This window comes from Streptomyces sp. NBC_01618 (genome assembly GCF_045209435.1).
In the GTDB taxonomy this organism is placed as follows: domain Bacteria; phylum Actinomycetota; class Actinomycetes; order Streptomycetales; family Streptomycetaceae; genus Streptomyces.
Genome location: NZ_CP109297.1, coordinates 685,282 through 709,015, shown reverse-complemented (window position 1 = coordinate 709,015; position 23,734 = coordinate 685,282). Strand labels below are relative to the sequence as shown.

Annotated in this window: 20 protein-coding genes and 6 pseudogenes; 17 read left to right on the top strand and 9 right to left on the bottom strand. The window is 69.9% G+C overall.

The annotated features are described in order from the left end of the window. Positions 1-264 precede the first annotated feature (264 nt). Positions 265-1,065, top strand: a complete 801-nt coding sequence (locus tag OH735_RS03330; RefSeq protein WP_406379307.1) for a maleylpyruvate isomerase family mycothiol-dependent enzyme — start codon at positions 265-267, stop codon at positions 1,063-1,065. A 288-nt stretch (positions 1,066-1,353) separates the two neighbouring features. Here OH735_RS03330 and OH735_RS03325 read toward each other — a convergent pair whose 3' ends face one another. After that, positions 1,354-1,725 (bottom strand): hypothetical protein, encoded by a 372-nt coding sequence (locus OH735_RS03325; RefSeq protein WP_406379305.1) that lies wholly within the window; start codon positions 1,723-1,725, stop codon positions 1,354-1,356. Between the two features lie 176 nt (positions 1,726-1,901). Here OH735_RS03325 and OH735_RS03320 point away from each other — a divergent pair, with 176 nt between their 5' ends. From OH735_RS03320 to OH735_RS03305, 4 genes and pseudogenes are all read left to right on the top strand, one after another. Further along, entirely contained in the window at positions 1,902-3,074 is a 1,173-nt protein-coding gene (locus OH735_RS03320) for a recombinase family protein (RefSeq protein WP_406379303.1), read from the top strand. A 197-nt stretch (positions 3,075-3,271) separates the two neighbouring features. Continuing rightward, entirely contained in the window at positions 3,272-4,783 is a 1,512-nt protein-coding gene (locus OH735_RS03315; protein ID WP_406379301.1) for an FUSC family protein, read from the top strand. Between the two features lie 267 nt (positions 4,784-5,050). Further along, positions 5,051-5,462, top strand: a pseudogene (locus OH735_RS03310) (FUSC family protein); the annotation flags it as partial. Between the two features lie 129 nt (positions 5,463-5,591). Beyond that, entirely contained in the window at positions 5,592-6,677 is a 1,086-nt protein-coding gene (locus tag OH735_RS03305; protein ID WP_406379298.1) for a lactonase family protein, read from the top strand. Between the two features lie 148 nt (positions 6,678-6,825). On the opposite strand, the gene OH735_RS03300 is transcribed toward OH735_RS03305, so the two are convergent. Together OH735_RS03300 and OH735_RS03295 are read right to left on the bottom strand one after the other, a co-directional pair. Then, positions 6,826-7,749 (bottom strand): sirohydrochlorin chelatase, encoded by a 924-nt coding sequence (locus OH735_RS03300; protein WP_406379296.1) that lies wholly within the window; start codon positions 7,747-7,749, stop codon positions 6,826-6,828. A 119-nt stretch (positions 7,750-7,868) separates the two neighbouring features. Continuing rightward, on the bottom strand, positions 7,869-8,957 hold the full coding sequence (locus OH735_RS03295; protein WP_406379294.1) for an N-acetylglucosamine kinase: 1,089 nt from the start codon (positions 8,955-8,957) through the stop codon (positions 7,869-7,871). Positions 8,958-9,090: 133 nt separating this feature from the next. On the opposite strand from OH735_RS03295, the gene OH735_RS03290 reads away from it, so the two are divergent. Continuing rightward, a complete protein-coding gene (locus OH735_RS03290) occupies positions 9,091-9,768 on the top strand; it encodes a uracil-DNA glycosylase (RefSeq protein WP_406379292.1) in 678 nt (225 codons plus the stop codon). A gap of 109 nt (positions 9,769-9,877) precedes the next feature. On the opposite strand, the gene OH735_RS03285 is transcribed toward OH735_RS03290, so the two are convergent. Next, positions 9,878-10,966, bottom strand: a complete 1,089-nt coding sequence (locus OH735_RS03285) for a WD40/YVTN/BNR-like repeat-containing protein (protein WP_406379291.1) — start codon at positions 10,964-10,966, stop codon at positions 9,878-9,880. 183 nt (positions 10,967-11,149) lie between these two features. Here OH735_RS03285 and OH735_RS03280 point away from each other — a divergent pair, with 183 nt between their 5' ends. Further along, positions 11,150-11,866: a cupin domain-containing protein gene (locus OH735_RS03280; RefSeq protein ID WP_406379289.1), complete on the top strand. Its 717-nt coding sequence runs from the start codon at positions 11,150-11,152 to the stop codon at positions 11,864-11,866. On the opposite strand, the gene OH735_RS03275 is transcribed toward OH735_RS03280, so the two are convergent. Further along, the gene (locus OH735_RS03275; RefSeq protein WP_406379287.1) at positions 11,854-12,399 is read right to left on the bottom strand and encodes a GNAT family N-acetyltransferase; all 546 of its coding nucleotides are present in this window, start codon (positions 12,397-12,399) and stop codon (positions 11,854-11,856) included. The genes OH735_RS03280 and OH735_RS03275 overlap by 13 nt on opposite strands. A 58-nt stretch (positions 12,400-12,457) precedes the next feature. Between OH735_RS03275 and OH735_RS03270 the strand changes: the two are divergent. The 4 genes and pseudogenes from OH735_RS03270 to OH735_RS03255 all read left to right on the top strand — a co-directional run. Beyond that, positions 12,458-13,130: pseudogene (locus OH735_RS03270) on the top strand (fibronectin type III-like domain-contianing protein); the annotation flags it as partial. A gap of 87 nt (positions 13,131-13,217) precedes the next feature. After that, positions 13,218-13,913 (top strand): annotated as a pseudogene (locus OH735_RS03265) (glycosyl hydrolase); the annotation flags it as partial. A gap of 35 nt (positions 13,914-13,948) precedes the next feature. Further along, positions 13,949-14,329: a hypothetical protein gene (locus tag OH735_RS03260; protein ID WP_406379285.1), complete on the top strand. Its 381-nt coding sequence runs from the start codon at positions 13,949-13,951 to the stop codon at positions 14,327-14,329. A gap of 95 nt (positions 14,330-14,424) precedes the next feature. Continuing rightward, positions 14,425-16,068, top strand: a complete 1,644-nt coding sequence (locus tag OH735_RS03255; RefSeq protein WP_406379284.1) for a recombinase family protein — start codon at positions 14,425-14,427, stop codon at positions 16,066-16,068. On the opposite strand, the gene OH735_RS03250 is transcribed toward OH735_RS03255, so the two are convergent. Further along, positions 16,065-16,301, bottom strand: a complete 237-nt coding sequence (locus tag OH735_RS03250; protein ID WP_406386941.1) for a hypothetical protein — start codon at positions 16,299-16,301, stop codon at positions 16,065-16,067. The genes OH735_RS03255 and OH735_RS03250 overlap by 4 nt on opposite strands. Here OH735_RS03250 and OH735_RS03245 point away from each other — a divergent pair. From OH735_RS03245 to OH735_RS03235, 3 genes and pseudogenes are all read left to right on the top strand, one after another. Further along, positions 16,225-16,455, top strand: coding sequence for a DUF6444 domain-containing protein (locus tag OH735_RS03245; RefSeq protein WP_406386392.1), 231 nt, complete (start codon positions 16,225-16,227; stop codon positions 16,453-16,455). The genes OH735_RS03250 and OH735_RS03245 overlap by 77 nt on opposite strands. A gap of 122 nt (positions 16,456-16,577) precedes the next feature. Beyond that, positions 16,578-17,573: pseudogene (gene tnpC / locus OH735_RS03240) on the top strand (IS66 family transposase). Between the two features lie 555 nt (positions 17,574-18,128). Further along, positions 18,129-18,533, top strand: a complete 405-nt coding sequence (locus OH735_RS03235; protein WP_406379282.1) for a hypothetical protein — start codon at positions 18,129-18,131, stop codon at positions 18,531-18,533. A gap of 970 nt (positions 18,534-19,503) precedes the next feature. Here OH735_RS03235 and OH735_RS03230 read toward each other — a convergent pair. Next, positions 19,504-19,647 (bottom strand): annotated as a pseudogene (locus OH735_RS03230) (IS701 family transposase); the annotation flags it as partial. 3 nt (positions 19,648-19,650) lie between these two features. Between OH735_RS03230 and OH735_RS03225 the strand changes: the two are divergent. The 3 genes and pseudogenes from OH735_RS03225 to OH735_RS03215 all read left to right on the top strand — a co-directional run. Then, positions 19,651-20,403: pseudogene (locus tag OH735_RS03225) on the top strand (tRNA-dihydrouridine synthase); the annotation flags it as partial. 165 nt (positions 20,404-20,568) lie between these two features. Further along, complete coding sequence (locus OH735_RS03220; RefSeq protein ID WP_406379281.1) at positions 20,569-20,985, top strand: acyl-CoA thioesterase; 417 nt, start codon at positions 20,569-20,571, stop codon at positions 20,983-20,985. Between the two features lie 90 nt (positions 20,986-21,075). Next, a complete protein-coding gene (locus tag OH735_RS03215) occupies positions 21,076-21,456 on the top strand; it encodes an ArsR/SmtB family transcription factor (protein WP_406379279.1) in 381 nt (126 codons plus the stop codon). A 3-nt stretch (positions 21,457-21,459) separates the two neighbouring features. On the opposite strand, the gene OH735_RS03210 is transcribed toward OH735_RS03215, so the two are convergent. Both OH735_RS03210 and OH735_RS03205 read right to left on the bottom strand, forming a co-directional pair. Continuing rightward, entirely contained in the window at positions 21,460-22,878 is a 1,419-nt protein-coding gene (locus OH735_RS03210) for an FAD-dependent oxidoreductase (RefSeq protein ID WP_406379277.1), read from the bottom strand. A 79-nt stretch (positions 22,879-22,957) separates the two neighbouring features. Then, positions 22,958-23,644, bottom strand: a complete 687-nt coding sequence (locus tag OH735_RS03205; protein ID WP_406379275.1) for a DUF305 domain-containing protein — start codon at positions 23,642-23,644, stop codon at positions 22,958-22,960. Between the last annotated feature and the right edge of the window lie 90 nt (positions 23,645-23,734).

The window sequence follows — 23,734 nt, the reverse complement described above, 5'->3', positions numbered from 1 at the left end:
CGGCCTCGTTGCAGGCAAGGCCTGCCGCGAACTGGCCTTTGCCGTGCCTGGGGGTTGTCTCAGAGATCAGTGGCTGTTGTCGTTGTTCCGATGTCGAGGGGTGTTGGTCGAACGGGAATCCCCGATCGGGCGACTTCGACCGATGCTGTGCATGAGAGCAGGGCACCGCGCCATCCGAGGGTGCGCGGCCCGTGCCGCGCGCCCGCCGCGTCGGCTGTGAAAATCCGCGTGCGGTCGCACGGGGCGCAGTGATAGACATCCGGCGTGCAAAACACTCTGGACTTCCCTGACCTGCTGCGACTCATCGACGAACGGTCGGGCGCCTTCCGCGCCGCGGTCGCCGCCGCTCCCAGCCTCGATGTGCAGGTGCCGACCTGCCCCGGGTGGACGCTGTTCGATCTGGTGAAGCACCTGGGTGGGGGAGACCGTTTCTGGGCCGCCATCGTCGGCGCGGGGCCTGCCGACGCTCCCCCGGCCGAGGCCACCGCTGCGCGCGCCGCTCTGGAAGTGCCGCGGGAGCGTGAGGCCCTGCTGGCCTGGCTGGCCGCGTCGACGCAGCTTCTGGTGAGCGCCCTGCGCGAGGCAGGACCGGAGAGCGGTAGCTGGACGTGGTGGCCTGCGTCGCAGTCACCGCAAACCTCCGGCGGTATCGCCCGGCACCGGGCCCAGGAGACCGCGGTGCACACGTACGACGCCCAGCTCGCCGGGGGCGCCTCGCAGCCGCTGCCGGTCGAGGTGGCACTCGACGGTGTGGAGGAGTTCCTGTTCACCGTCTGCGCGACGCCGAGTGCCTGGCCGCACAAGCCCACGGCCTTCGACTTCCACGCCGCCGAGGGCCGCTCCTGGCGCCTCACGGTCGACGGCGACGGCGCACGCGTCACCCGCATCCCCGCGGACACTGCCGCGACCGACGAGGACTCGGACGTAGCCGGCGCCTCCGTCCATGGCACGGCCAGTGAGTTGGTCCTCTACTTGTACGACCGTATCCCGGCCGCCTCCTTGCACGTTGACGGAGACGCAGGGCTGCTCGACCTGCTCCGCGCCTGGGAGCCGGAGGAGAAGTAGGACGTAGCGGCCCGGCCGGCTGCTGTTCGCGTTCTTCGCCACGCGAGCCCGTATTTGATACGGGCGGCGCTGATGTCGGGGCAGTGCGCGATCAGCGCCAGGGCGGCGTCATCGTCGTCCAGGTGGGCCGGAGCGCGGGTCAGGTAGAGGGCGCCGAGGTCCTGCTCGTAAGGGTGGGTCATACGCGGTTCAACGCCGGACGGGAGCGGAAGGCCATCACCCATTCAGCGTCTCCTCCCCGCCGCAGCTCCTCCGCTCGGTTGAGGTCCTTGGGGAGGATCGGATCGGTCAGTAGCGACTCTCTACGAGCTGGTGGGCGCGAGCGCTGACCGCTGGCGTAGGGCCGCGAAGTCGGCCTGGGCTGCCTCGAGCCTGGGCCTTGTGGTGCTCGGCCAGGGCCCGGTAGATGCTCGCGACGGAAGGGCTCTGCCCTTTGCGCTTGCCGGTGGGGATGATCAGGTCGGGCTGGATCCCCTCGACGGACTCGCCTGCCGTCCGGCGGCGGATGACGGTATGGAGCATGTCGTCGGTGATGACCGGTGGCCAGCCACCGTGCTTGCCCTTGCGGGCGGCGGTATCGAGGCCTTCGAGGGTGGACTCCCGGATGTTCTCCCGCTCGGTCTCGGCCATCGCCCGCCATTTCGTCACGACGGGCGACACGAGCCGGATCGACGCCTACTTCAACACCGACCCTGACGCCGAGTGACTCGCACAAACGGTCATCTGTGAGAGTTCTGCGACAGGCCCCGGAATGATCACGTTTCCGCAGGTCGCCGTTCGCAGAAGTCCTCTCGAAACCGGCGTGTTGTGCGAGGCACTTCTGAGAGGCTGCCGTCATGGATCTCACGCCCGATCAGGCCGCATTGGCGGTAGAACGCCACAACTGCCCGAACTGTGACGCGCCCGCTGGCAGCGCCTGCCGCACCCGAGGCGGGAAGACCGCCGCGAAGTACCACACCCCGCGCTTCGTCCTCGTCCCCGCGCTCCGCGAGGAACTGGAGATCCCCGTCCCCGCCGACCGGCTCCCCGGCCGCGCGTGGAAGCAGGGCCCGGCGCTTGCCGTTGTGCCCGTACCCCGCACCGAGCGACCGGTCCGCATCGGGTACGCCCGGACGTCGACCGCCCGGCAGGAGCTGGCGAGCCAGCTCGAAGCCCTCCACCGCGCCGAGTGCCACAAGGTCTTTAAGGAGCAGATCAGCACCCGCGTCAAGGTCCGGCCGGAACTGGAGAAGGCGCTCGGGCTGGCCCACCAGTTCAAGGAGGCCGCCCCCGAGACACCCGTCATCCTCACGGTGCACGAGCTCAAGCGTCTGGCCAGGAACGCGGCCGAGCTGATGACGCTGTCCGCCGAGCTCCAGGCCAGCGGCATCCAGCTCGAACTCCTCACCGGCCCTCTGACCGGGATCTACGACCCCAACGGCATGGGCGCAATGTTCTTCGCCGTGCTCGCCGTAGCCGGACAGATCGAGCGAAACTACATCCGGGAGAAGACACTCGAAGGCCAGGTCATCGCCGCGTCCAAGGGCAACCACGGCGGGCGCCCGAAGGTCATCGACGACGACATGCTGATCTTCGCCGTCGCGCTGAAGGACAAGGGAGTCCCTGTCTCCGAGATCGCGAAGAAGCTCACCATCAAGGTCGGGAAGAACGCGGGTAAGTCGCCCTCGGTCGCCTCGCTCTACCGGGCGCTCGCCGAAGCCGAAGCCACCGCAGTGGACGACGGCCTGCGGCTGCGGCCCAAGCCCGTCCGCATCCGCCGGCCCGGGGAACCGCTCACCACCCGAGGAGATCGACCTGCGCGAACGACTCCAGGCCCAATCCAACCCGAACGCCGAGACCAGCAGCTGATAGCCGTGATCAAGTCCTTAGCGCCAACGGCTGTACCGCTGGTCCCCACGGTCGCAGTTCAAGGTTTCCGAGGTGACGGCCTGGGTTCGGCAGCAGAAGCTGCAGTGATCAGGTGGAGGTTCTGGGGCGGTGCCTGCCGTTCGCGCGCCGGTGTCGCGTGAGGTTGGTCCGTTGGCTCTGCTGCGGCCGGGCAAGGTGAAGCCATTTTGAGCCATTGGTCCAATGGATTGGGCATCAGTTGAACCATCAGCCCGCCAGATGCTGAGATAGGCCTGTCAATGGCGCTGCGGGCCTCCGGGATCTCTGCGGCGCCTTTCTCATGTCTGCGCTGGTCTATGGCGAAAAAGGGCGGGGTAACTTGCTGAAGAGGGTGTTCGTTGCACACGATCCGGGGCAGATGCGGCTGCGGTTCGCGTCCCGAGCTGTGCTCGGCATCGGGCTCGCCGTCGCGCTGTGCGGGGCGGCCGGGCACTCGCTGGTGGCGGCCATCACTGGTGGCCTGGCCGCGCTGCTCGCACTGTTCACGGTGACCGACCCGACGGTGCGTGAGCAGGCGGCCACGACCGCGTTTCTCCCCGTCGTCGGTCTCCCGGTGCTCACGCTCGCCGCCGTGCTGCACGATGTGCCCGTCGCGCGCGACCTGGTGTTCCTCGCCGTCGTGGGGGCGGGGGTGTACGCGCGGCGGTGGGGACCTCGCGGGCACTCGCTGGGCGTGTTCGGTTTTATGGCATATTTCTCTGCCCAGTTCCTGCACACCGTGCCCGGCCAGCTGCCCGAGCTGTACGCGGCCGTGCTGCTGTCGCTCATCGCGTCGTCGGTGGTGCGGTTCGGGGTGTGGTGCTACGAGCGGCGGCTGGCGGTACCCGTGGCAGTCGCCCTCCCTGCCGGGACAGCGGGGCTCGGTCGGATCACGACGCGGCAGGCCGTGCAAGCGACGTTGGGGGCGGGGTTCGCGCTCGCGGTGGGGCAGGTGCTCTCCGATCAGCGTTGGTACTGGGCGGTCGGCGCCACCTGGTGGGTGTTCGTGGCCACGACCTCGCGAGGCGAGGCCGTCGTGCGCGGGTTCAGGCGATTCGTGGGGACCGTGCTCGGGATCGGGTTGGGCTTCACCGTAGCTGTACCCCTGCACCATGAGCCGGTCGTGGCCGCCGTGGTGGTGGCGATGAGCGTGTTCGGAATCTTCTACACCGCCGCTGTCTCCTATACCTGGATGATGCTGGCCGTGACCGTGATGGCGAGCATGCTGTACGGGCTACTCGGCGTGCTCGACGTGGGTCTGCTGATGCTGCGGGTGGCTGAGACGGCGGTCGGGGCGCTCGGTGCCGCACTAGCGGTGCTGTTCGTGCTGCCGGTAACCACGCACGCGGTGACTGAGGCGTGGGTGGAGCGGGCGCTGCGGTGCATGCACACGTGCACGGCGGAGGTCGCCGCCCGGCTCGCCGGGAGCGAGGACGCCGACCCACCCCAGCGCGTTGTCGAGATGGAGGCGATCCTCGGCCGGGTGCGCTTGTCGCTTGCGCCGCTGGAGCATCCGCTCAACCCGATGAAGGCCCGCAAGCGACGGGCGCGGCAGGTGCTCGCGCTGCTCGACGACTGCGCACGCGAGGTGCGCGGCCTGGCCTCCGTCGCTGCCGATCCGGAGGCCTCGCACGACGTCCGGCTCGCCGCAGCCTGCTGGCGTGTGGAGGCTGCCGTCGAGGCCCTCACTGATGCGCCGACCCTCGGGCGGGACCTCCGACTCGACAACGCGACGGCTACGGAGCCTGCGGGCGTCGAACCGGTGCTCGCCCACCTCCATGCGCTGGAGCGGGCCCTGCTTGAACTTGCCGTTCCCCTGCGGAGGTCCAGCCAAATTCCGGCCGGCGCCTGAGCCGTCGCGCGCGGCGAGATTGTCGAGCACCACCCGACCCACCTTGCGCGGCCCCAGGCGGGGCGCGATGTGTACCCATGCCGCGTGCGAGGGTCCTGGCTGCCATGTACTGACTCCGTGCTCGTGCTGACGTTTTGCTGACCCCGGGGGCGTCAGTACGGCGCTGACCTGCGGCCGCGCCTGACGGACCGCGTTCATGGCCTTCTTCACCACGCAGTTCCTCCATACACTGCCCGGACAACGGCCCGAGCTGTACTCCGCGGTCGCCCTCTCCCTGCTCACCTCGTCGAGTTGGAGGCGCTCCTCGGACGGGTACGGCTGTCCCTGGCCCCGCTGGCGCACCCGCTGAGTCCGCTGCGCGCCCGCAAGGCCCGTGCCCGGCAGGTACTCGGGCTTGCTGGACACCTGCGCCCGGGAGGTGCGCGGACTGGCCTTTGTCGCCGCGGATCCGGAAGCGGCCCACGACGCCCGCCTCGCCGCCGCCTGCTGGCGCGTCGAGGCTGCCGTGGAGGCACTGACGGCCCCGGACCTGCCGGACCGGGCGAGTTCGCCGGGCGTCCCGGAAAACCGGGCCCTCGCGGAACCCGCGCTCGCCCATCTGCACGGTCTGGAGCGGGCCCTCGTCGAACTCGCCACCCCGCTGCGCAGCGATCCGCGCGCCCCGCTGATATGTGTGTGAGGCCGCCCCGAGGCCCGCCGACAGCCGAGGGTATTGGTCTAGACCTCGAAGGGCCGACTGCTACCGTCGCCCCCGGAAGATCACGGCGGCGCGAACGGCCGTGGTCACTCGGCGAAGAGGGGCAGTGCGATGACAAGCAGTGCGGTGGGCAGCGGCAACGGCGCGGGGCGGGCATTCATCGGGTCGTTCACCTCGGCGGGCGGGCGGGGAATAACCGTCGCCGCCGTGGACCGGGAGAGCGGGGCGCTGACGGTCCTCGGCGCGACGGACACCGTCCCCGATCCCTCGTATCTCGTCCTGGGTCACGGACCGGGGCCGGGCGGCAGGGTGCTCTACACGGTCAGTGAGACCGAGCACGGCGCGGCCGCCGCCCTCGACATCACCGGCGATGTGCCGCAGCCGATCGGCGAGATCCGACCGGTCGAGGGCAGCGGTCCGACCCACCTCGCGCTCGCGGGCGGGCATCTGCTCACCGCCAACTACGGCTCCGGCAGCGTGAGCGCCCTGTCCGTGCGGGCCGACGGCTCCCTCGGCGAGGTCACCACCGTGCTCCGGCACGAGGGCAGCGGTCCGAACCCCGGCCGCCAGCAGGCCCCGCACGCCCACCAGGTGCTGCCGGACCCCTCCGGGACCTGGGTGCTCAGCGTGGACCTCGGCACCGACTCCGTACGGATCTGCGCACTCGACCCTGCCACCGGGGTGCTGCAGAAGCATGGCAAGACGACCCTGCGGCCGGGCACCGGCCCACGCCATCTGGCGTTCCACCCCGCGGGCGGCCATGCCTACGTCCTGAACGAACTCGAACCGACCGTTACCGCATGCAGGTGGGACGCCACCACGGGAGTCCTCGAACCGGTCGGTGAGACCTCCGTACTGCCCGAGGAGCCGACCGGCGGCACGGACCCGGTGACGTACCCGTCGGAGGTGGTCGTCTCGCACGACGGACGGTTCCTCTGGACCGCCAACCGCGGGCACGACAGCATCTCCGCCCTCGCGCTCGACGCGACGGGCGAGCAGGCGACCCTGGTCACGACCGTGGGCTGCGGCGGGCACTGGCCGCGCGACCTCGCGCTCGACCCCACCGGCCGATGGCTGTACGCGGCCAACGAGCGGTCCGGGAACGTCAGCTGGTTCGCCGTCGACCCGGCGACCGGCATTCCGCACCACGCGGGCGCACTGGAGGCCCCGGCCGCGTCCTGCGTGATCTTCGCCTGAGATCACGGCACCACCGCGCCACGCACCGCGCGACCGCCAGGCGGGCCAGGAGATTCAAGCCCGTCCGGCGATCGAGGGCACGCGCGCCGCCAGGGCCCGCGAGCCCGGCGCGATCCGGACGAAGGGCCCCGGGCACCCCGGCACCGGGTCAGTGTGCCTGCACACCCTGCGGCGCGGCCGGCGCGATGCCGAGCGCCGTCGTGTACATCGACAGCACGAGCTTGCCGATCGCCGGATACGCGCCGAGCGGCTCGGCCGTCGCACAGCCCGCCTCCTTCGCGGCCGCGTCCAGCAGCCCCTCGGGTACCTCGGGGCCGACGAGGTACGGAGCGAGCGCGAGCTTCGCCGAGCCGGAACCCGTCAACTGCTCGGCGATCGACGCGACGGAACCCTCCACATCGAGTGCGGCGGCCATCACCGGTACGGCGAGCCGGGCGGCGAGCAGCATGCCGGTGATCCCGGCGGCCTGCACGGCTTCCTCGCCACCGACCGTGGCCAGCACGATGCCGTCGGCGGCCGTCGCCACGGTGAAGAGCCTGGCACGGTCGGCGCGGGCCAGACCGGCCTCGGAGAGCCGTACGTGCAGCGCCTCGGCGAGCAGCGGGTGGGGGCCGAGCACATCGGTCAGTTCGACCTGCGTGCCGCTGTCCATCACGGCCTGCCGTATGCGTCGGATCAGGGCGCTGTCCGGCCCCGCGAGCAGCGGCACCACGACGGCGGACGGCCCCTCGGGCTCGGCGACCTCACGGCCGACGGCCAGCGCCTGCTCGTAGCGCGCGACGCGCTCGGCGGCGCTGTGGGCGAGTACGGACGACAGCGTCGGGTACTCGGCATCGTCGCCGTCGAGGTAGCCGATCCGGGCATTGAGACCGGGCAGCTCGGAACGGGCGATGCTGATCACCTCTTCGGCCAGGCTCCGCGTGGCCGAAGAGGGGGTACCGGGAACGGCGAGAACGAGCGCGGCAGCGCCCTCGGGTGCGACCACGGGCTCCGGGCGGCGGTGCCGTCCGGACTGGCGAGGTCGCGGCATTCGTACAGGCAGGCCGGAAGCGGGCCCAGTGGGGGTGCTCATGGCGCCGCATGCTACTGGTTTTGGGTACCCCTCCGTTCGGGGAGGGGGCAGTCGGGCGTCATCTGTCCGCTTTTATCCGATGAGAGGCTTACTGGCCGACTGTCCTGCTCTGTCGGTACCTATCCGGGCGCCTGTCCCGGCTCCTTCCCGGGCCCTTCACCGGGTACGTGGAGCAGCGTCGGATGGCGGGGCAGCCGTAGATCGCCGGTGGCCAACGCCCGGGCGATGGACAGCGCCCCGGCCAGCGGATCACCCGAACCGGGGACCGGCCGTGCCTGCGGGACCTGTCGGGACAGTTCCTCACGCAGCGGTACGAGCAGCGGATCGCCCATCCGGAACAGGCCGCCCGTCAGGGCCACTTCGCATGGTTCGTCGTCGGCTCCGGCCTTGGGGCACACCGCCGCGGCCGCCTCCGCGATGTGTCCGGCGGCTTCGCGCAGAATGCCCGCGGCGACCGGATCGTGCCCGGCGCACGCGGCCACTTCGGGCGCGAACGAGGCGAGCACGGCAGCCCGGTCGGTACGCGGATAGAGCAGCCCCGGCAGCTTTGGCGCCGGTCCGAACACGGCCTCCAGCCGGGCCAGCAGCGGGGCGGACCCGCCGCGCCGCCCGTCATGGGCGCGCATCGCCGCATCGAGACCGGCCCGCCCGATCCAGGCACCGCTACCGCTGTCACCCAGCAGATGCCCCCAGCCGTCGGCCCGGCGCCAGTTCGTCAGATCCGTACCCAGCGCGATCAGGCCCGTGCCGCCCGCGACCACCGCCCCCGGACGCTGGCCGACCCCACCCGCGTACGCGGTCACCGCATCGGCGGCGAGAGCCAGTCGGCGCACCCCTAGCGCCCGCTCCAGGGCCAAGGGCAGTTCAGCACGCAACTGCCCGCCGAGCGTCGCCATACCGGCGGCGCCGATCGCCACGGCGGTGATCGCTTCGGCGCTGCCGCTGCCGTGCCGCTCCAGCAGCAGGCGGGCGGCGGGCAGCAGTTGTTCCAGCAGATGGCCCGCGTCGATGCCCGCAGGTCCGGTGCGTACCGGCTCGGCGCAAACTGTCGTACCCACCGCCGCGGACCTGTCGAGGACGCCCAGCGCCACCCGCAGCCCGGAACCGCCCGAGTCCACGCCGAGCACGAACGGCCCCGACGCACCCGCCTCCGCGCCCGGACGCACACCGACACCGCTGCTGACCGGCGAATGCCTGCGTGAGCTCATGAACCGGCTCCAGGGAGAAGAGGAATGACGGCGGCAGCCTATCCCCAGCTCCTCGGACCCGGACCGGGGGTGTGGACGACCTGCGCCACCGCCCGTCGGGGGCGGAGCGTGTACGCCGGTAGAGTGATGTGTTGTGGCACCACGACCGTTGAACGAAGTAGTCGAGTCCGGATGGGCCGAGGCGCTTGCCCCGGTGGCCGGCCGCATCGCCGCGATGGGCGATTTCCTGCGTGCGGAGGTCGCGGCCGGCCGCACCTACCTGCCTGCCGGAGCGAACGTCCTGCGCGCGTTCCAGCAACCCTTCGACGACGTACGCGTCCTGATCGTCGGTCAGGACCCCTACCCGACACCCGGGATGGCGGTGGGTCTGAGCTTCTCGGTGGCCCCCGATGTGCGTCAGCTGCCCGGCAGCCTGGAGAACATCTTCCGCGAACTGCACACGGACCTGGGGCTTCCGCGGCCGTCCAACGGCGATCTGACGCCGTGGACGCGCCAGGGCGTGCTGCTGCTGAACAAGGCGCTCACGACAGCACCCCGCAAACCGGGCGCGCACCGCGGCAAGGGCTGGGAGGAAGTGACCGAGCAGGCCATCCGGGCGCTGGCCGCGCGCGGCAAGCCCCTGGTGTCCGTGCTGTGGGGACGTGACGCCCGTAATCTGCGGCCGTTCCTCGACGACTTCCCGGCCATCGAGTCCGCGCACCCCTCGCCCATGTCGGCGGACCGCGGTTTCTTCGGCTCGCGCCCCTTCAGCCGCACCAATGAACTCCTGCTCCGCCAGGGCGCCCAGCCGGTGGACTGGCAGTTGCCGTAGCCGCGGCAGCCACCCGGGCACTCCGCCGATCCGGTAGTGGCACCGGTCCCCTCTCGGGGCCGGTGCCACACCCCCCATCACCGTGTGGCACGTCACCTGTCCGCCGGGGTCACGAACCGATGACCGCCGCCCGGACGCAGAGGACATCCGGCAGATGCGCGGCGAGCTGCTGCCAGCTGTCGCCGTTGTCCGCGCTCGCGTACACCTCGCCATTGCGGTTGCCGAAGTAGATGCCCGCCGGGTCGGCGTCGTCCGTACGGAGCGCGTCGCGCAGCACCGTGCCGTAATGCATCTCCTCGGGCAGGCCCGCCGACAGTGGCTCCCAGGTACGGCCCGCGTCCTCGGTGCGGAACACCCGGCAGCGGTGTTCGGCCGGGACGCGGTCGGCGTCGGCGTTGATCGGGAAGATGTACGCCGTGTCCGCGCGGTGCGGGTGCGCGGCCACGGCGAAACCGAAATCGGACGGGAGGTCCCGGCCGATGTCCGTCCAGTTGTCCCCGGAGTCGTCGCTCCGGAAGACTCCCCAGTGGTTCTGGAGGTAGAGCCGGTCGAGATCGACCGCGTCCCTCGCCACCTTGTGGACGCACTGGCCGAACTCCGGGTTCGGGTCGGGGAGGAACACCGCCGACACGCCCTTGTTCGCCGGGGCCCAGCTCGCGCCGCCGTCCTTGGTGCGGAACACCCCGGCCGTGGAGACCGCGACCGTCACCTCCCGGGCATTCCTCGGGTCCGTGAGGATGGTGTGCAGACCCTCGCCGCCGCCGCCCGGCACCCACTTCGAACGCGTCGGATGCTCCCAGAGCGGGCGGACCAGCTCGAAGGACTCCCCGCCGTCCTCGGAACGGAACAGTGCGGCCGGCTCCGTACCCGCGTACACGACATCGGGCGCCTCGGGGCCCGCCGGGTGCAGCTGCCAGACCCGCTCCAGCGATGCCCCGGTGAACTCCGGGAACTTCACGGTCGGTTGTTTCGGTTCGACCCAGGTGGCGCCCAGGTCGTCGGAGTGGAAGACGGACGGGCCCCAGTGTGCGCTGTCCCCGCCGACCAGCAGCCGGGGAACCTTCCTGCGGGTGTCGATGGCGATCGAATAGATCGCCTGGGAATTGAAACGTGGGTCGTCGAACTCCCACGTGCCGCCGCGCCTGCGGCCGATGAAGAGTCCCTTGCGGGTGCCCACGGTGAGCAGTACGTCGGTCATGGCCGATCCTCCCGATACGCCTTTGTGCCGGATACGGGCCAGTCTGCACCCCACCACTGACAGAGGCCCGCAGGGCGGCCCCGGACACCCGGACCCTGTTGCCGCTACGGCCGGCGACGGTACGGTGCACCACGTGTAGAAAGCGCTTGCCGGGCGCTTTCGCGGAGCGAACAGGGAGCATCTGTGCCGACCTTCGAAGGGCTGCCCGGCGCCGTCGCCGTGTCCCACCTGCGGGTCTACGACTGGCCCACCGAGGACGGCCTGCGCGGCGGGACGCCCCATCTCCACCTCACCTGCTCCGAGGGGTATGTGGTGGTCGGGGGCACGGGCTCGGTGCAGACCCTCACCACGTCCGGGTTCCGGCAGACGCCACTGACCCCCGGAGCACTCGTCTGGTTCACGCCGGGCACGATCCACCGCCTCGTCAACGAGGACGCGCTGCGCATCGTCGTCCTCATGGAGAACAGCGGACTGCCCGAGGCAGGTGACGCCGTCCTCACGCTGCCGCCACGCCACCTGGCGGACCCCGAGACCTACCGGGCGGCGGTCGCCCTTCCCGCCGACGGTTTTGAAGCGGGACAGGAAAAGGCCGCCCGCGCCCGCCGGGACCTCGCCATAGAGGGTTTCCTCGCGCTGCGCCGGGCCACCGAGGCGGGCGACCCCGAACCGCTCGCCGCCTTCCACAAGGCCGCCGCCGCACTCGTACGCCCGATGACAGGGGACTGGCGGGAGCGCTGGCGGAAGGGGGCCGCTGCCGCGTCGAAGGTGACCGGCGGCCAGCTCGACGCCCTGACCCGCGGCGACGGCGGATACCTCGCCGACGCCTGCGTACACGCCGAACATCCCTCCACGCACGGGAAGTTCGGCATGTGCGGGCGCCTGGACGTCTACTGCGGCTGACCGGCCCCGGCGCCGTCAACACCGGCGGAGCAGCTCAGGACCCGGGTCGTGCTGCCGTCGTCCTCCACCGCGTCCCGGACGTGCCGGAAGCCGATCCGGCCCAGCAGCGCCAGGGAGGCGGTGTTCTCGGCGGCCACCGTCGCGTGCACTTCGGCGAGCCCGAGGGCGCCGAACCCGTACGAGGTCAGGGCCTTCGCGACCTCGGTGCCGAACCCCTGTCCCCACGCGGCCGGAGCCAGGGCGTAGACGATCTCGTGACCGTCCACATCCGGGGACGGGGAGGGTTTGATCTCCGCGTGGCCGACCAGACGGCTGCCGCGGCGCACGGCCCATACGCCGAAGAGTTCCTGGGCGTACACCTTGCTGAAGACCCGCCCGAACAGGGCACGGTCCTCGGCCTCGGTCTGCGGCCCGTCGCCCATCCAGCGGGACACCCTGACGTCCTGGAAGAGCGCCACGAAGCCGTCCTCGTCCGCGGGTGTGTACGGCTCCAGGAGCAGCCGTCCGGTGTGCAGGGTGGGGGTGGTCGTCATGACGGGGGACGGTACGCGGGTCGGGCCCGGCCCACAACGGAAATAAGTGCAGGCCGGGCCGGGTGAGCGGGGTGCGGGGTCAGCGGCTGGGGGCGGCGGTGCTGCTGCGGAGGCGCGCCAGATCGCCGACGTCATCCTCCCGCCCTTTGAGATGGCATTGCGCCCGCACGGTCCGGGCGGTCAGCCGTGGACGTACCTCCAGCCGCCGCTGGGCCTGGCGAACGAGGTCAGCAATCGACCCGACACCGCTGCACCCCTTCGGGCACGGGCTCTCGTACACCACCTTCGGCTGGGAGCCCGGTGAGCCCGTACCGGCGGAGATCCGCACCGACGGATCCGCCGACATCGAGGTCACCGTACGCAACACCGGAGACCGCGAAGGGGCCGAGGTCGTGCAGCTCTACGTCCACGACCCGGTCGCCCAGACCACCCGCCCGCAGGCACAGCTGATCGGCTACGCCCGGGTGGAACTCGCGGCCGGACAAGCCCGGAAGGTCCGCTTCCGGTTCCATGCCGATCTGGTCTCCTTCACCGGCATCGGCGGCCGGCGGATCGTCGAACCCGGCGACCTGGAACTGCGGCTCGCCGCGTCGAGTGCCGTCCGCGACATCCGGCAGACGGTACGGCTGCGGCTCACCGGCCCCGAGCGCACGGTCGATCACCGACGCCGGCTGGTCTGCGAAACCACCGTCGAGGAGGCGGCGCAGTTCCCGGCCGCGGCCGGGAACTGACGCACCGCCCTCTTCCTCGTTCCGAGAGCCTCCCCGCACAGAAGTCCGGCCTTTCCGTCAGCTGTGCGGGGAGCTTCTCGAAACTTTCGAAATCGGGTCACCTTGCGCGTCGACCGGTCACGGGCTCCCGGGGCATCACGAAGGTGCCGGTCGCGATCAGCGGACCGGACGGCCGTGAGGTGACCGTCCGGGCGGCGATCGACCGGCCGGAGGTGTCCCGCTCGCAGCTCGAAGGCTTCGTCGAGGCCCATGGGTACGTTTCCATCGAGGCGGACCACTACTCCCGCTCCGTCGGCGGTGGCGGGATCACCTGCCGGCGCATCCCCGCAGCCCCGCATCGGCCGGACCGGCGCCGGCATGGAACCCTTCCCGGTCACTGCGGCCCGGCAGTCCCCGGGCGGCAACGGCCTGCGGCTGGAGTGCCGGGCCTCGCTGTTCACCGCCGGCCCGGTCACCGTCCACGCCTACCTGTCACCCCGTAACAACGCCCTGGTCTCCGACGGGCTCACGTACGCCGTCTCCTTCGACGACGACGCACCGCAGCGAGTGAACGTCACCGCGGTGACGGGCTCCGACGACGGCACCATGAACGTCCAGTGGGCCCGTAACACCTCGGACAACGTCAACGTCACCAGTACGGTGCACCGGATCGGCCGGCCCGGGGGTCATGTGCTCAAATTCTGGATGGTCGACCCGACGGTGGTGCTGCAGAACCTGGTGGTCGACACCGGCGGCCTCAAGCCCAGCTACCTGGGCCCGCCGGAGAGCCTCCGGCTGCACTGAGCCGAAGGGCGTACGGGCAAGGGGAGAGCAGAGCGATGACGAGTGGGATCGAGGACCGCGACGGACACGTCGCGTCCCTGGAGGTGACCCCCGTCGGGGCGGGGGTCCGGATCCGGGGCGTGGCACCGTCGGGCGAGATCGCTGTGATCTGCACCCCTGCCCGCGCCCGGGAGCTGGCGGCGGCTCTCGCCCTCGCGGCGGACGAGGCCGAGAGCGCGCAGTCGGCGGAGCCCGTCACCGTGAAGGCGGGGGAGCTGCGCCGCGGGGACGTACGGGACGGCGACCGGGCCATGACGGTGGAGAGCGTCAGGACCGACGGCGCCACGGCCCGGGTCACCTGGAAGTCGGGCGCCGGACGCAACTGGACCCAAGAGTACGACGCGGACGCCGCGATCACGCTCAGACGGCGCGGGTAGACCGGGAACGGCGGCTTGCTTGTACGAGGAACATCGTAATTTCGGTTCCCGGCATCCAGTATGTCTAAACCAGCTGAGGTAACTATCATGTCACCATGACGAGCACTAAGGTGGGGGCGCCCCGCGTCGTCGGGGCGTTGCGAATCAGCCGGTACACAGACGCGTCGACGTCGCCAGAGATCCAGCAGCAAATGGTGGAAGCCGCCGCGAAGCGGATCGGCGGGGACTTCGTCGGGTGGGCCAATGACCTGGAGGTGTCCGCCCTTAAGACGACGCCGTGGGAGCGTGAGGAGCTACGGCACTGGCTGGACCGTCCCGACGAATGGGACGTGATGATCTGGCAGCGCATGGACCGTGCAGTGCGCTCCATGGCTGACATGGTGGACCTGGGACGGTACGCGAAGACCCACGGGAAGCGGCTGATCTTCGCTAGTGGGCCCGGAGGCGACAGGCTGGAGCTGGACTTCAGCTCTCCGATGTCGGAACTCATCATGCTCATCCTGGCCTTCGCCGCTCAGCTCGAAGGCCAGACCATCATGGAGCGAAACCAGGGGGCTGCCGCGCACTTGCAGTCAATGGGCCGATGGGCTGGCGGAGTAGTGCCATACGGCCACGCACCCGGACGCATGGTGTTCCCTGACGGCAATGAGGGGTGGTGGCTTTTTGCGCACACCGACGAGGACCCCGTCAAGTCCACTGCCGACATTCGCCGCTCCATGGTCGCCCGCGCTATTGCCGGCCGGAACTACAGCGAAATCCTGCGGTGGCTCGAAGAAATGGGTGCGATTACACCGAAGAACCACCGCGCCATGCTTGCCACTCCGCCGCGGGAGCAGGACGAAGAAAGTACGTGGCAGTTGACGGTGGTGCGCGACATGCTCCTGTCGCCGGTCATGCGTGGCCACATCGTCAAGAAGGACGGGACCATTGTGCGCGACGCGAACGGCGCACCTGTGCTCCAGGGAGAGCCGCTGATCGACGATGACACCTGGCACAAGCTCCAGGACGCACTGAAGTTGCTCGCCACAGGTCACACCGGGCCACGTCGAAAAGACGGCCACCCCCTGCTAGGTGTCCTCGTCTGCGGAATCTGCGACCAGAACATGTTCGTCAACTGGTATCGCGAGAAGAAGGGTGCACAGGCGGGAGTGAAGAAGGAGGTGTTCCGTTGCTTCGGAAAGCTCCACGCCAAGGGGGTCCCCGCGCTCAGCATCCAAGCCGCGGGCGTTCTGGAGTACGCGGAGACGCAGTTTCTGGCGCACATGGGCCCCTTCCGTCGCACACAGGTCGTCCGCGTCCCTGGCGTCGACCACCGCGCGGAAATCGCGGACCTGGAAGCCGACGTGGAAGAGCTGGCGATGCGCCTGGGGCGGCTGAGAGGGCCGGCGGCCGACGTCGTCATGAAGCAGCTCCAGGGCCGCTCCGACCGGCTGGAGGAGCTGCGGGCCACACCCGTCGTGCCTGCGCGGGAAGAGGCCGTGAAGTTGGACTCCACATGGGCCGACGACTGGCATGCCGCAGCCGATCCTCTGGCGCGTCGGGAGATGCTCGTCGAAGCCGGGGTGCGGATCACTGTGCGGCCTCCTGAGCGATGGAGGGCGCCAGTTGAGGAGCGGCTGACGTTCGAAGTGGGCACCCACGTTGACCCGGAACAGGATGCGCTGGACGACGTGGTCTACCAGGAGGTAGCTGTTCAGCGGGGTGCGGCCGGTTCGCTGGACGGACGGCGTGATCGCTAGGGTGTCCGGGTGGGGCATCCCGACTGGTCCGTGAAGGACCTCTTCGCCGAGTTGGCCGCGGTACGCGGCGAGTTGGCGGCTGCACGGAGCCGGGAGGCCGCGAAGGATGAGCGGATCGACCAGCTGCTGATCCAGATCGCTGAGTTGACCACGCAGGTGCAGGCTCTGGTGCTGCGGTTGTCGAAGGACTCCTCGACCTCCTCGAAGCCACCGTCGTCGGACGGGCCGGGCAAGCGACCTCGTGGTGGGTCCTCTCGTACCCGTTCGGGACGCAAGCCGGGCAAGCAGCCGGCGATCCGGGTACCACCTTGCGGCAGGTCGAGGATCCGGACGAGCGGTACGTCATTCCGGCTCCGGCTGGCTGCGAGGGCTGTGGGTCCTCGCTGATCGAGGTGCCGGTGTCCGTAGTACGTCGCCGTCAGGTCCTCGACCTGGCCGTTCCGCCTCCGCCGCGGGTTGTCGAGTACGCCGCCGACGTCAAGTGCTGCCCCGGGTGCGGGAAGAAGGCGATGGGTGTCTTCCCGGCCGGGGTGGAATCGGCCGTCCAGTATGGTCCCGGCACCACCACGAAGGTCGCCGACGCGGTCCTGGGCCACCACATCCCAGTGCACCGCTCGACCCTACTGGTGATGGAACTGTGCGGGATGAAGGTCTCCACCGGCTTCGCCGCCTCCCTGCGCGGCAGGGCCGCCCGCCTGCTGGAGTCCGGGTTCCTGCCCGCGGTCCGCGCCCTGATTTCCGGCGCGCCCGTGGTGCACGCCGATGAGACCTTCACCCGCACCCAGGCCAGGACCGTCTTCCTGCACGTGGCCTCCACCGCGCACCTCACCCTGATGCACACGGGTGACCGCTCGGCGCACGCCATCGATGCCGGAGACGTGCTGCCGCACCTGAGCGGCGTCCTGGTCCGTGACGGATATGCCGGCTACACCCACCTCGACCAGGTGCTGCACGCCTGGTGCGGTGCCCACCTGCTGCGGGACCTGCGCGGCATCCATGAGGCCGATCCGGAAGGCTAGTTGTGGGCCCGCGCGATGGCCGACACCCTCCTGGAAGCCAACCGTCTCGCGTCCGCCGCCCGGGATGCCGGGCGCGAGGAGCTCACCGCCGACGAACTGCGCACCATCCACCGGCTCTACACCGGAGCGCTGGCCCGATCCCGCCAGGACAACCGGAACAAGAACACCGAACTTGCCCGGCATGCCCGCACCCTGGCCAGACGTTTCGAGGAGCACCGAGAGGTCATCCTCCGCTTCACCACCGACCTCACCGTCCCCTTCACCAATAATCAAGCGGAACGCGACATCAGACCCGCCAAGGTCCAGCAACGCTCCTCCGGAGGCTGCTGGCGAACCCTCCAAGGACTGGCCGACTTCGCCATCGTCCAGTCGTACCTGTCGACCGCGACCAAGTGGGGCATCAGCCGCTACGACGCACTCCAGCGCCTCTTCACCACTGGAGCGTGGATCCCGCACGCCCTCACACCCGACACCGCAGCTGCCTGAGCCGGCCGCTCAACTCCGCTGAATAGCTACACCAGGAGAGCCTCTGAGGCAACGGGTTGATAATAGCGATGGGTGTGGAATATCGTGCCGTCGCCCCTTGCTCGGCCGCTCGTCGCCCGCCTCCGCCCTCCTTGTCGACGTCGCCCGGAGCCTCCGCCGTCCACAGGTGACTGTGGATAACTATAAAGAGGTGCTGACTAAGGCTCAAAATTTGGCTCTGCGTAGCCACTTGAGTCCAAGTCTGGCCAGAACGACAAACTAACCCCCTATTTCCTTTTTCTACTACGCGCGTTAGAGAGAAAAGAAAATAGGGGGTTAGTTTGTACTTTGGACCAGAGCTGTCCGAAGGGGGAGGAGGACCAAGATCACCGAGTATGCGACTGGTGCGGGAGCGACATGCCCCTTGCCGCCAGGGCGCCCGCGCGGACGTGCTCCACCCGCTGCCGCGTAGCGTTCCACCGCGCGGCAAAGAAGAACGCACTGCCCACGGAACTGACGACCCGAGACAGGTGGGTCCGGCGGTCCGCGACGAAGGTCCCGCTCACGGTCGACGGCATGCCGGCCAGCAGCACGGACCCGCGGACGTGGAGCACGCACAAGGGCGCCGCCGCTTCGACGGTCGGCGCCGGTCTGGGCTTCGCCCTCTCGGACGTCGATGACATCGTCTGTCTCGACCTGGACCACTGCATCAACACGCTTACCGGGCGAGTCGCCCCGTGGGCAGCAGCCATTCCCCGCGACGCGGGCGCCACCTACGTAGAGTTGTCCCCGTCCGGCGACGGACTGCACATCTGGGGCCGCACTGACGTCCGGCATGGACGGTGCATCCGACGCCCGGACGGTACGGCCGTAGAGATCTACGGAACCGGCCGCTACATCGCAATGACGGGACGCCGACATGGCAACGCCCCGTCGCTGCTGGGTGACCTCTCGGCGATCATTTCTCGATTGAGCGGCTGACCTCGTCCGCCTGTGGAAGCTCCCGCGGGTCCGTTGGCGGAGCTTCGCGCGGTCGGCGCACCTCGTCGCGTGCCTGGCGGAGCGACCTGACTGCCTTGACGAACTTGCGGCTCAATGGCGGAACTTGGTCAAGCGCGTGTCCGAGGACCCACACCACGCCACTCATGAACATGACGGTGGCAGCAGCCCATCCGACGGTTTCCATGTGCCCGACGAACCTTCCCCTTTGGGGTGGTCGGGCTAAGCAATAGGGCGCGCTCGGCCCGACCACATCTTGAATGGTCGAAACCGAGATCCGCGCTCAACACAACGCGCAGCGGGTTACAACCCACCGCACGTCCGACGAGTCTCGTCGTCGTTCTAGACACCAGTAAAGCTAGTTACTACACCCCGTCCCCCAGGGACGGTTGAGGTATCCCTGGGTGCCGAGTTCTCAAGGGAACTCGATAGTGATGAGCAGATTACACGAGCAGACTCCTGGACGGAGGCCCGATGGTCGGACGTGGACCCGCCCCAAAGGGCGCCCATCCAAGCGCCGCCGGCGCAACGCCGCCGAACCGGAGACTGTCATCACCCCTGACGACGAACTCCGCGGTCCTGAGCTGCCGGAGGGCGTTCTAGGCGTCAACACGAAGACGGGCGAACTCACCGAGTGGCACCCCATGACTCTCGCGTGGTGGCAGACCTGGCGGGAGTCCCCGCAGGCACAGACCTTCACCGAGACTGACTGGGCTTTCTTGATCGACACTGCCCTGATGCGCCACGCGATGTGGGACAAGGGCCAGCGGACGCTTGCCGCGGAAGTGCGCCTCCGCGCCGCCAAATTCGGCGCTACGCCGGAGGACAGAGCGCGCTTGAAGCTGAAGGTCGACGACCCCGTTTCACGCCCGCAGGCGCCCGTACAGAGCGCTGGGAACGTCTCGGACATCAATTCACGGCGAGCTAGTACTCCAGCTGTAGATCGTGATCTTCATGTTTGAGTTGCGACTTGTCGCCGGTAGTGACTGGTGCGTGATCGGGCTTGATGACGTCGTCTCCACTCGGACCAGCTGAGGCGGTGGGCCACGCTGGACAGCGGCTGGACGACGAGCGCGATGAACAGGTGCTGGATCTCACGGCCCCCTGGCTGGGCGGCGGCCCCGTCGGTCCGGAGGCGCACGGCTGGACGCCTGTCGCCCCCAGCCCGCTGCCGTTCGACGACGGTCACCCCGTGCCGCACGAGCTGACGGTGGATGAGATCCAGGGCATCGTCGGCCGGTTCCGTGAGGCGGCCCGCCGCGCCGTCGACGCGGGCTTCGAGGTCGCCGAGGTGCACGGAGCCCACGGATACCTCATCGGCCAGTTCCTCTCCCCGCACAGCAACCGGCGGACGGACGAGTTCGGCGGCAGTTTCGAGAACCGCGTCCGCTTCGCGCTGCAGGTCGTCGACGCGGTGCGGGAGGTCTGGCCGCAGGAGCTGCCCGTCCTCTTCCGGATCTCCGCCACGGACTGGCTCACGGAGAACGACGAGGACGAGCGCGAGGGCTGGACCGTCGACGAGACCGTGCGGCTGGCGGAGGAGCTGAAGGCCCATGGCGTCGACCTGCTGGACGTCTCCAGCGGCGGGAACGCCCCGCGCGCCCGCATCGAGACCGGGCCGGGCTACCAGGTTCCCTTCGCCGAGCGGGTCAGGGCGGAGACCTCGCTGCCCGTGGCGGCCGTGGGCCTGATCACCGATCCGCAGCAGGCCGAGAAGGTCATCACCGAGGGTCGGGCGGACGCGGTCCTCCTCGGCCGCGAGTTGCTGCGGAGCCCGTCGTGGGCCCAGTACGCGGCCCGCGAACTGGGCGGCGAAGTCCGTACGCCGGAGCAGTACCTCCGCGCGGTCTGACGCGCGGTCCGCCCCGACCGCCCCAGCACCGAGCCGCGCCCCGGCGAAGTCGCCCGCAGCCGCACCGAGTTCGGATTCCCCCACCTCGCGCCGCACCCGGTCCGAGCCCGGGTCCCGCGACTGTCAGATGGGAATGCCGGAATGCGCGGTGATGTTGGGACGTCCATGACCTTTTCTGTGGACGTGACCGTCCGGGGCTACGAGCTCGACACGCAGGGGCACCTGAACCAGGCCGTCTATCTGCAGTACGCCGAGCACGCGCGCTGGGAACTGCTGCGCGTTGCCGGCCTGTCGCAGGAGAAGCTGCTGGCCAGCGGTGTCGGGCCGGTGACCCTCGAGGCGACGGTGAAATTCCTGCGGGAGCTCCGCGGCGGTGACCGGGTGCGGGTGACCTGCCAGTTCGTATACGGCGAGGGGAGGACGTTCAAGGTCGCGCAGAAGATCCTCAAGGAGGACGGCACGGTCGCGGCGCAGGTCACGGGCGTGGCGGGGATGCTCGACCTGACGGCCCGCAAACTGATCGCCGACCCGGCGGGACACCTCGCCTCGCTCGCCGAGAACCCGGACCTGCTGAGCGGCTGACCGGCTGCCGAATCCGGCGTACGGCGGATCCCGAACTACGATGGGTCTCGTATTATGGGATGCCGGACCGGACCAGGAAGTGGAGCCATCGTGACCCCAGTCAGCGCCCCCGCACCAAGCGCCGCTGCGGTCGGCGGCCGTGCGCTCGACCACCCCACGCGGGACGAGATCCGCATCGAGGCTGTGCTCCACGCGCTCTCCGACCCGATGCGGCTGCGCGTGGTCCGCGAACTGGCCGCCGCAGACGCCGAGCTCACCTGCTCCCGCATCGAACTGCCGGTGTCCAAGTCGACGACCACGCACCACTTCCGGGTGCTGCGCGAGAGCGGCATCGTCCAGCAGATCTACCGCGGCACGGCCAAGATGAACGGGCTGCGCCGCGACGATCTGCAGGCGCTGTTCCCCGGGCTTCTGGACAGCGTCCTCGACGCCGCGAACCGGCAGGTGCAGCGCATCGGCGAGGACCGATAGGTCTCACGCTCCGCCCCAGTCACCACTCTCCGCGGCGCTCAGCAGCCCTTCCCAGTCCGGGATCTTCACCGGCCCCCGGCCCAGCGACCGCCCCAGCGCCGCCTCCGCCCGCTCGATGGACAGCCAGCCGTCCCATTCCACCGGGCGCAGCCCCCACGCCCGCAGCGCGGCCACGGGGTCGGGAGCCGACGGGCGCGCGGCGAGCAGCGGGGCGTCGTCGAGCAATGACCCCACCGTCTCCTTCGCGCACGACCGGTTCGAACCGATCACCCCGGTGGGCCCTCGCTTGATCCACCCGGCGACGTACTCCCCGGGCGACGGCACCCCGTCCCGCACTACCCGCCCAGCCAGATTCGGCACCGTCCCACACACCGCGTCGAACGGCAGGCCGGGCAGCGGCAGCCCGCGGTACCCGACGGCCCGCAGCACGAGCTGGGCGTCGATGTCCTCGTACCTGCCGGAGTCGCGTACGCCCCCGCTGCCATCCGGAACGGTACGGGCGAACCGCACCCCGGACACCCGGCCGTCCCGTTCCAGGAGCTCGACGGGGCGCAGGAAGAACCGCAGGTGGATCGTGCGCACCGGGTCTCCTTCCATGCCAGCACCCGTGGTCCCGGCCGCGGCCCATCCGCGCAGCACCTCGACGTTGCGCCGCGCCGCCGCCGTCAGGGGCGGTGCGTTCGGCGGTGAGGACAGGGCCGGCGACGACCGGGGGGACGGATCGACGTACGACGGGTCGAGGGCCAGCTCCGCCTCGTCCACCACCACCCGCGCCCGTGGCAGCGCGCCCAGCTCGCGCAGTTCCTTGGTGGTGAACCTGGCCTGGGAGGGTCCGCGCCTGCCCGCCATGTGGACCTCGCGCACCCGGCTTCCGGCCAGCGCGCCGAGCGCCCCGTGCGGTACGTCGGTGGGGCGCAGCTCCTCCGCGCTGCGGGCGAGGATCCGCGCCACGTCCACCGCCACATTGCCGACCCCGATCACCACGACCGAACGGGCCCGCAGCGCAAAGCTGTTGGCGGCGGCGTCCGGGTGCGCGCTGTACCAGGAGACGAACTCCGTCGCGGAGCAGCTGCCGGGCAGGTCCTCGCCGGGGACGGCGAGGCCGCGGTCGGTCGCCGCCCCGACGCAGTACACGACCGCCTGGTACAGCTCACCGATCCGTTCGGGTGGGATCCCGTCGCCGCCCACCTCGACATTGCCCAGGAAGGTGATCCGCTCGTGCTCCAGAACGGTCCGCAGACTGTTCTGCAGCGATTTGATCTTCTCGTGGTCGGGGGCGACGCCGTAGCGCACCAGGCCGTACGGGCAGGGGAGCCGGTCCAGCACATGGACCCGGACATCGGGCACCCGGTCCTGCTCGACCAGGGCCTGGGCGGTGTAGACCCCGCTGGGACCGGAGCCTACGACGGCGACACGGAGCACGGCGCACCTCTTCCCGCAGGATGCCTCCAGCATGGCACCGGCGGCCGGGGTGAGGGAGAGGCGCGCCGCCGGGGTGTGCTCAGGAGGTCATCGCGCGCATTCTGTCGATCTCCACCGTCTGCTGGGCGACGACGTCCCCGGCCATCTCCTCGACCTGTACGTCGTTGCCCTGCGAGAGTACGTCGGTCGCCATCGTGATCGCCCCCTGGTGGTGGGTGATCATCAACTTCAGGAAGAGCTTGTCGAAGGCCGCGCCGTCCGCCGTCCGCAACTGCTCCAGCTGCGCCGGGGTCGCCATTCCTGGCATCGCCGAGTGATCGTGGCCGGTCCTGCGCTTCTCTCCGCCGTTGTGCGTGAGCCATCCCTCCATCGCGCCGATCTCCGGCTTCTGGCCCGCGGTGATGCGTTCGGCGAGGCGCTTGACCGCGGCGGAGTCGGAGCGGGCGGCGACGAGGCCGGTCAACTCCAGTGCCTGGGCGTGGTGTTGGATCATCATCTGCACATACCGGAAGTCGGCCGAATTGGGGGCATTGTTCCCGGCGGCCTTCACCGCCTCCTCCGCGGACAGGGTCCGCGCGGGCTCTCCCGGTTTGCCGGGCGCCACCACCGAAGGACCCCCGCCCGCCTGCGTGTTCGTACGGCCGTCACCGCTTCCCGCATCGCACGCGCCCAGCGCGAGAACGGCGGACGCGACGGCCGCGACGAGCACGGAACTGCGTACGCACCTGGTCTGACGGCGGATCAACAAGGGAACCTCCATTGTCATATGGGCGTTTGCCAACCGTCCTAACACGCTTCCGCACGACAGCGATCAGAAACTTTCATTACGTCTCTGTTGCCATCTGTTGGGGCAGCC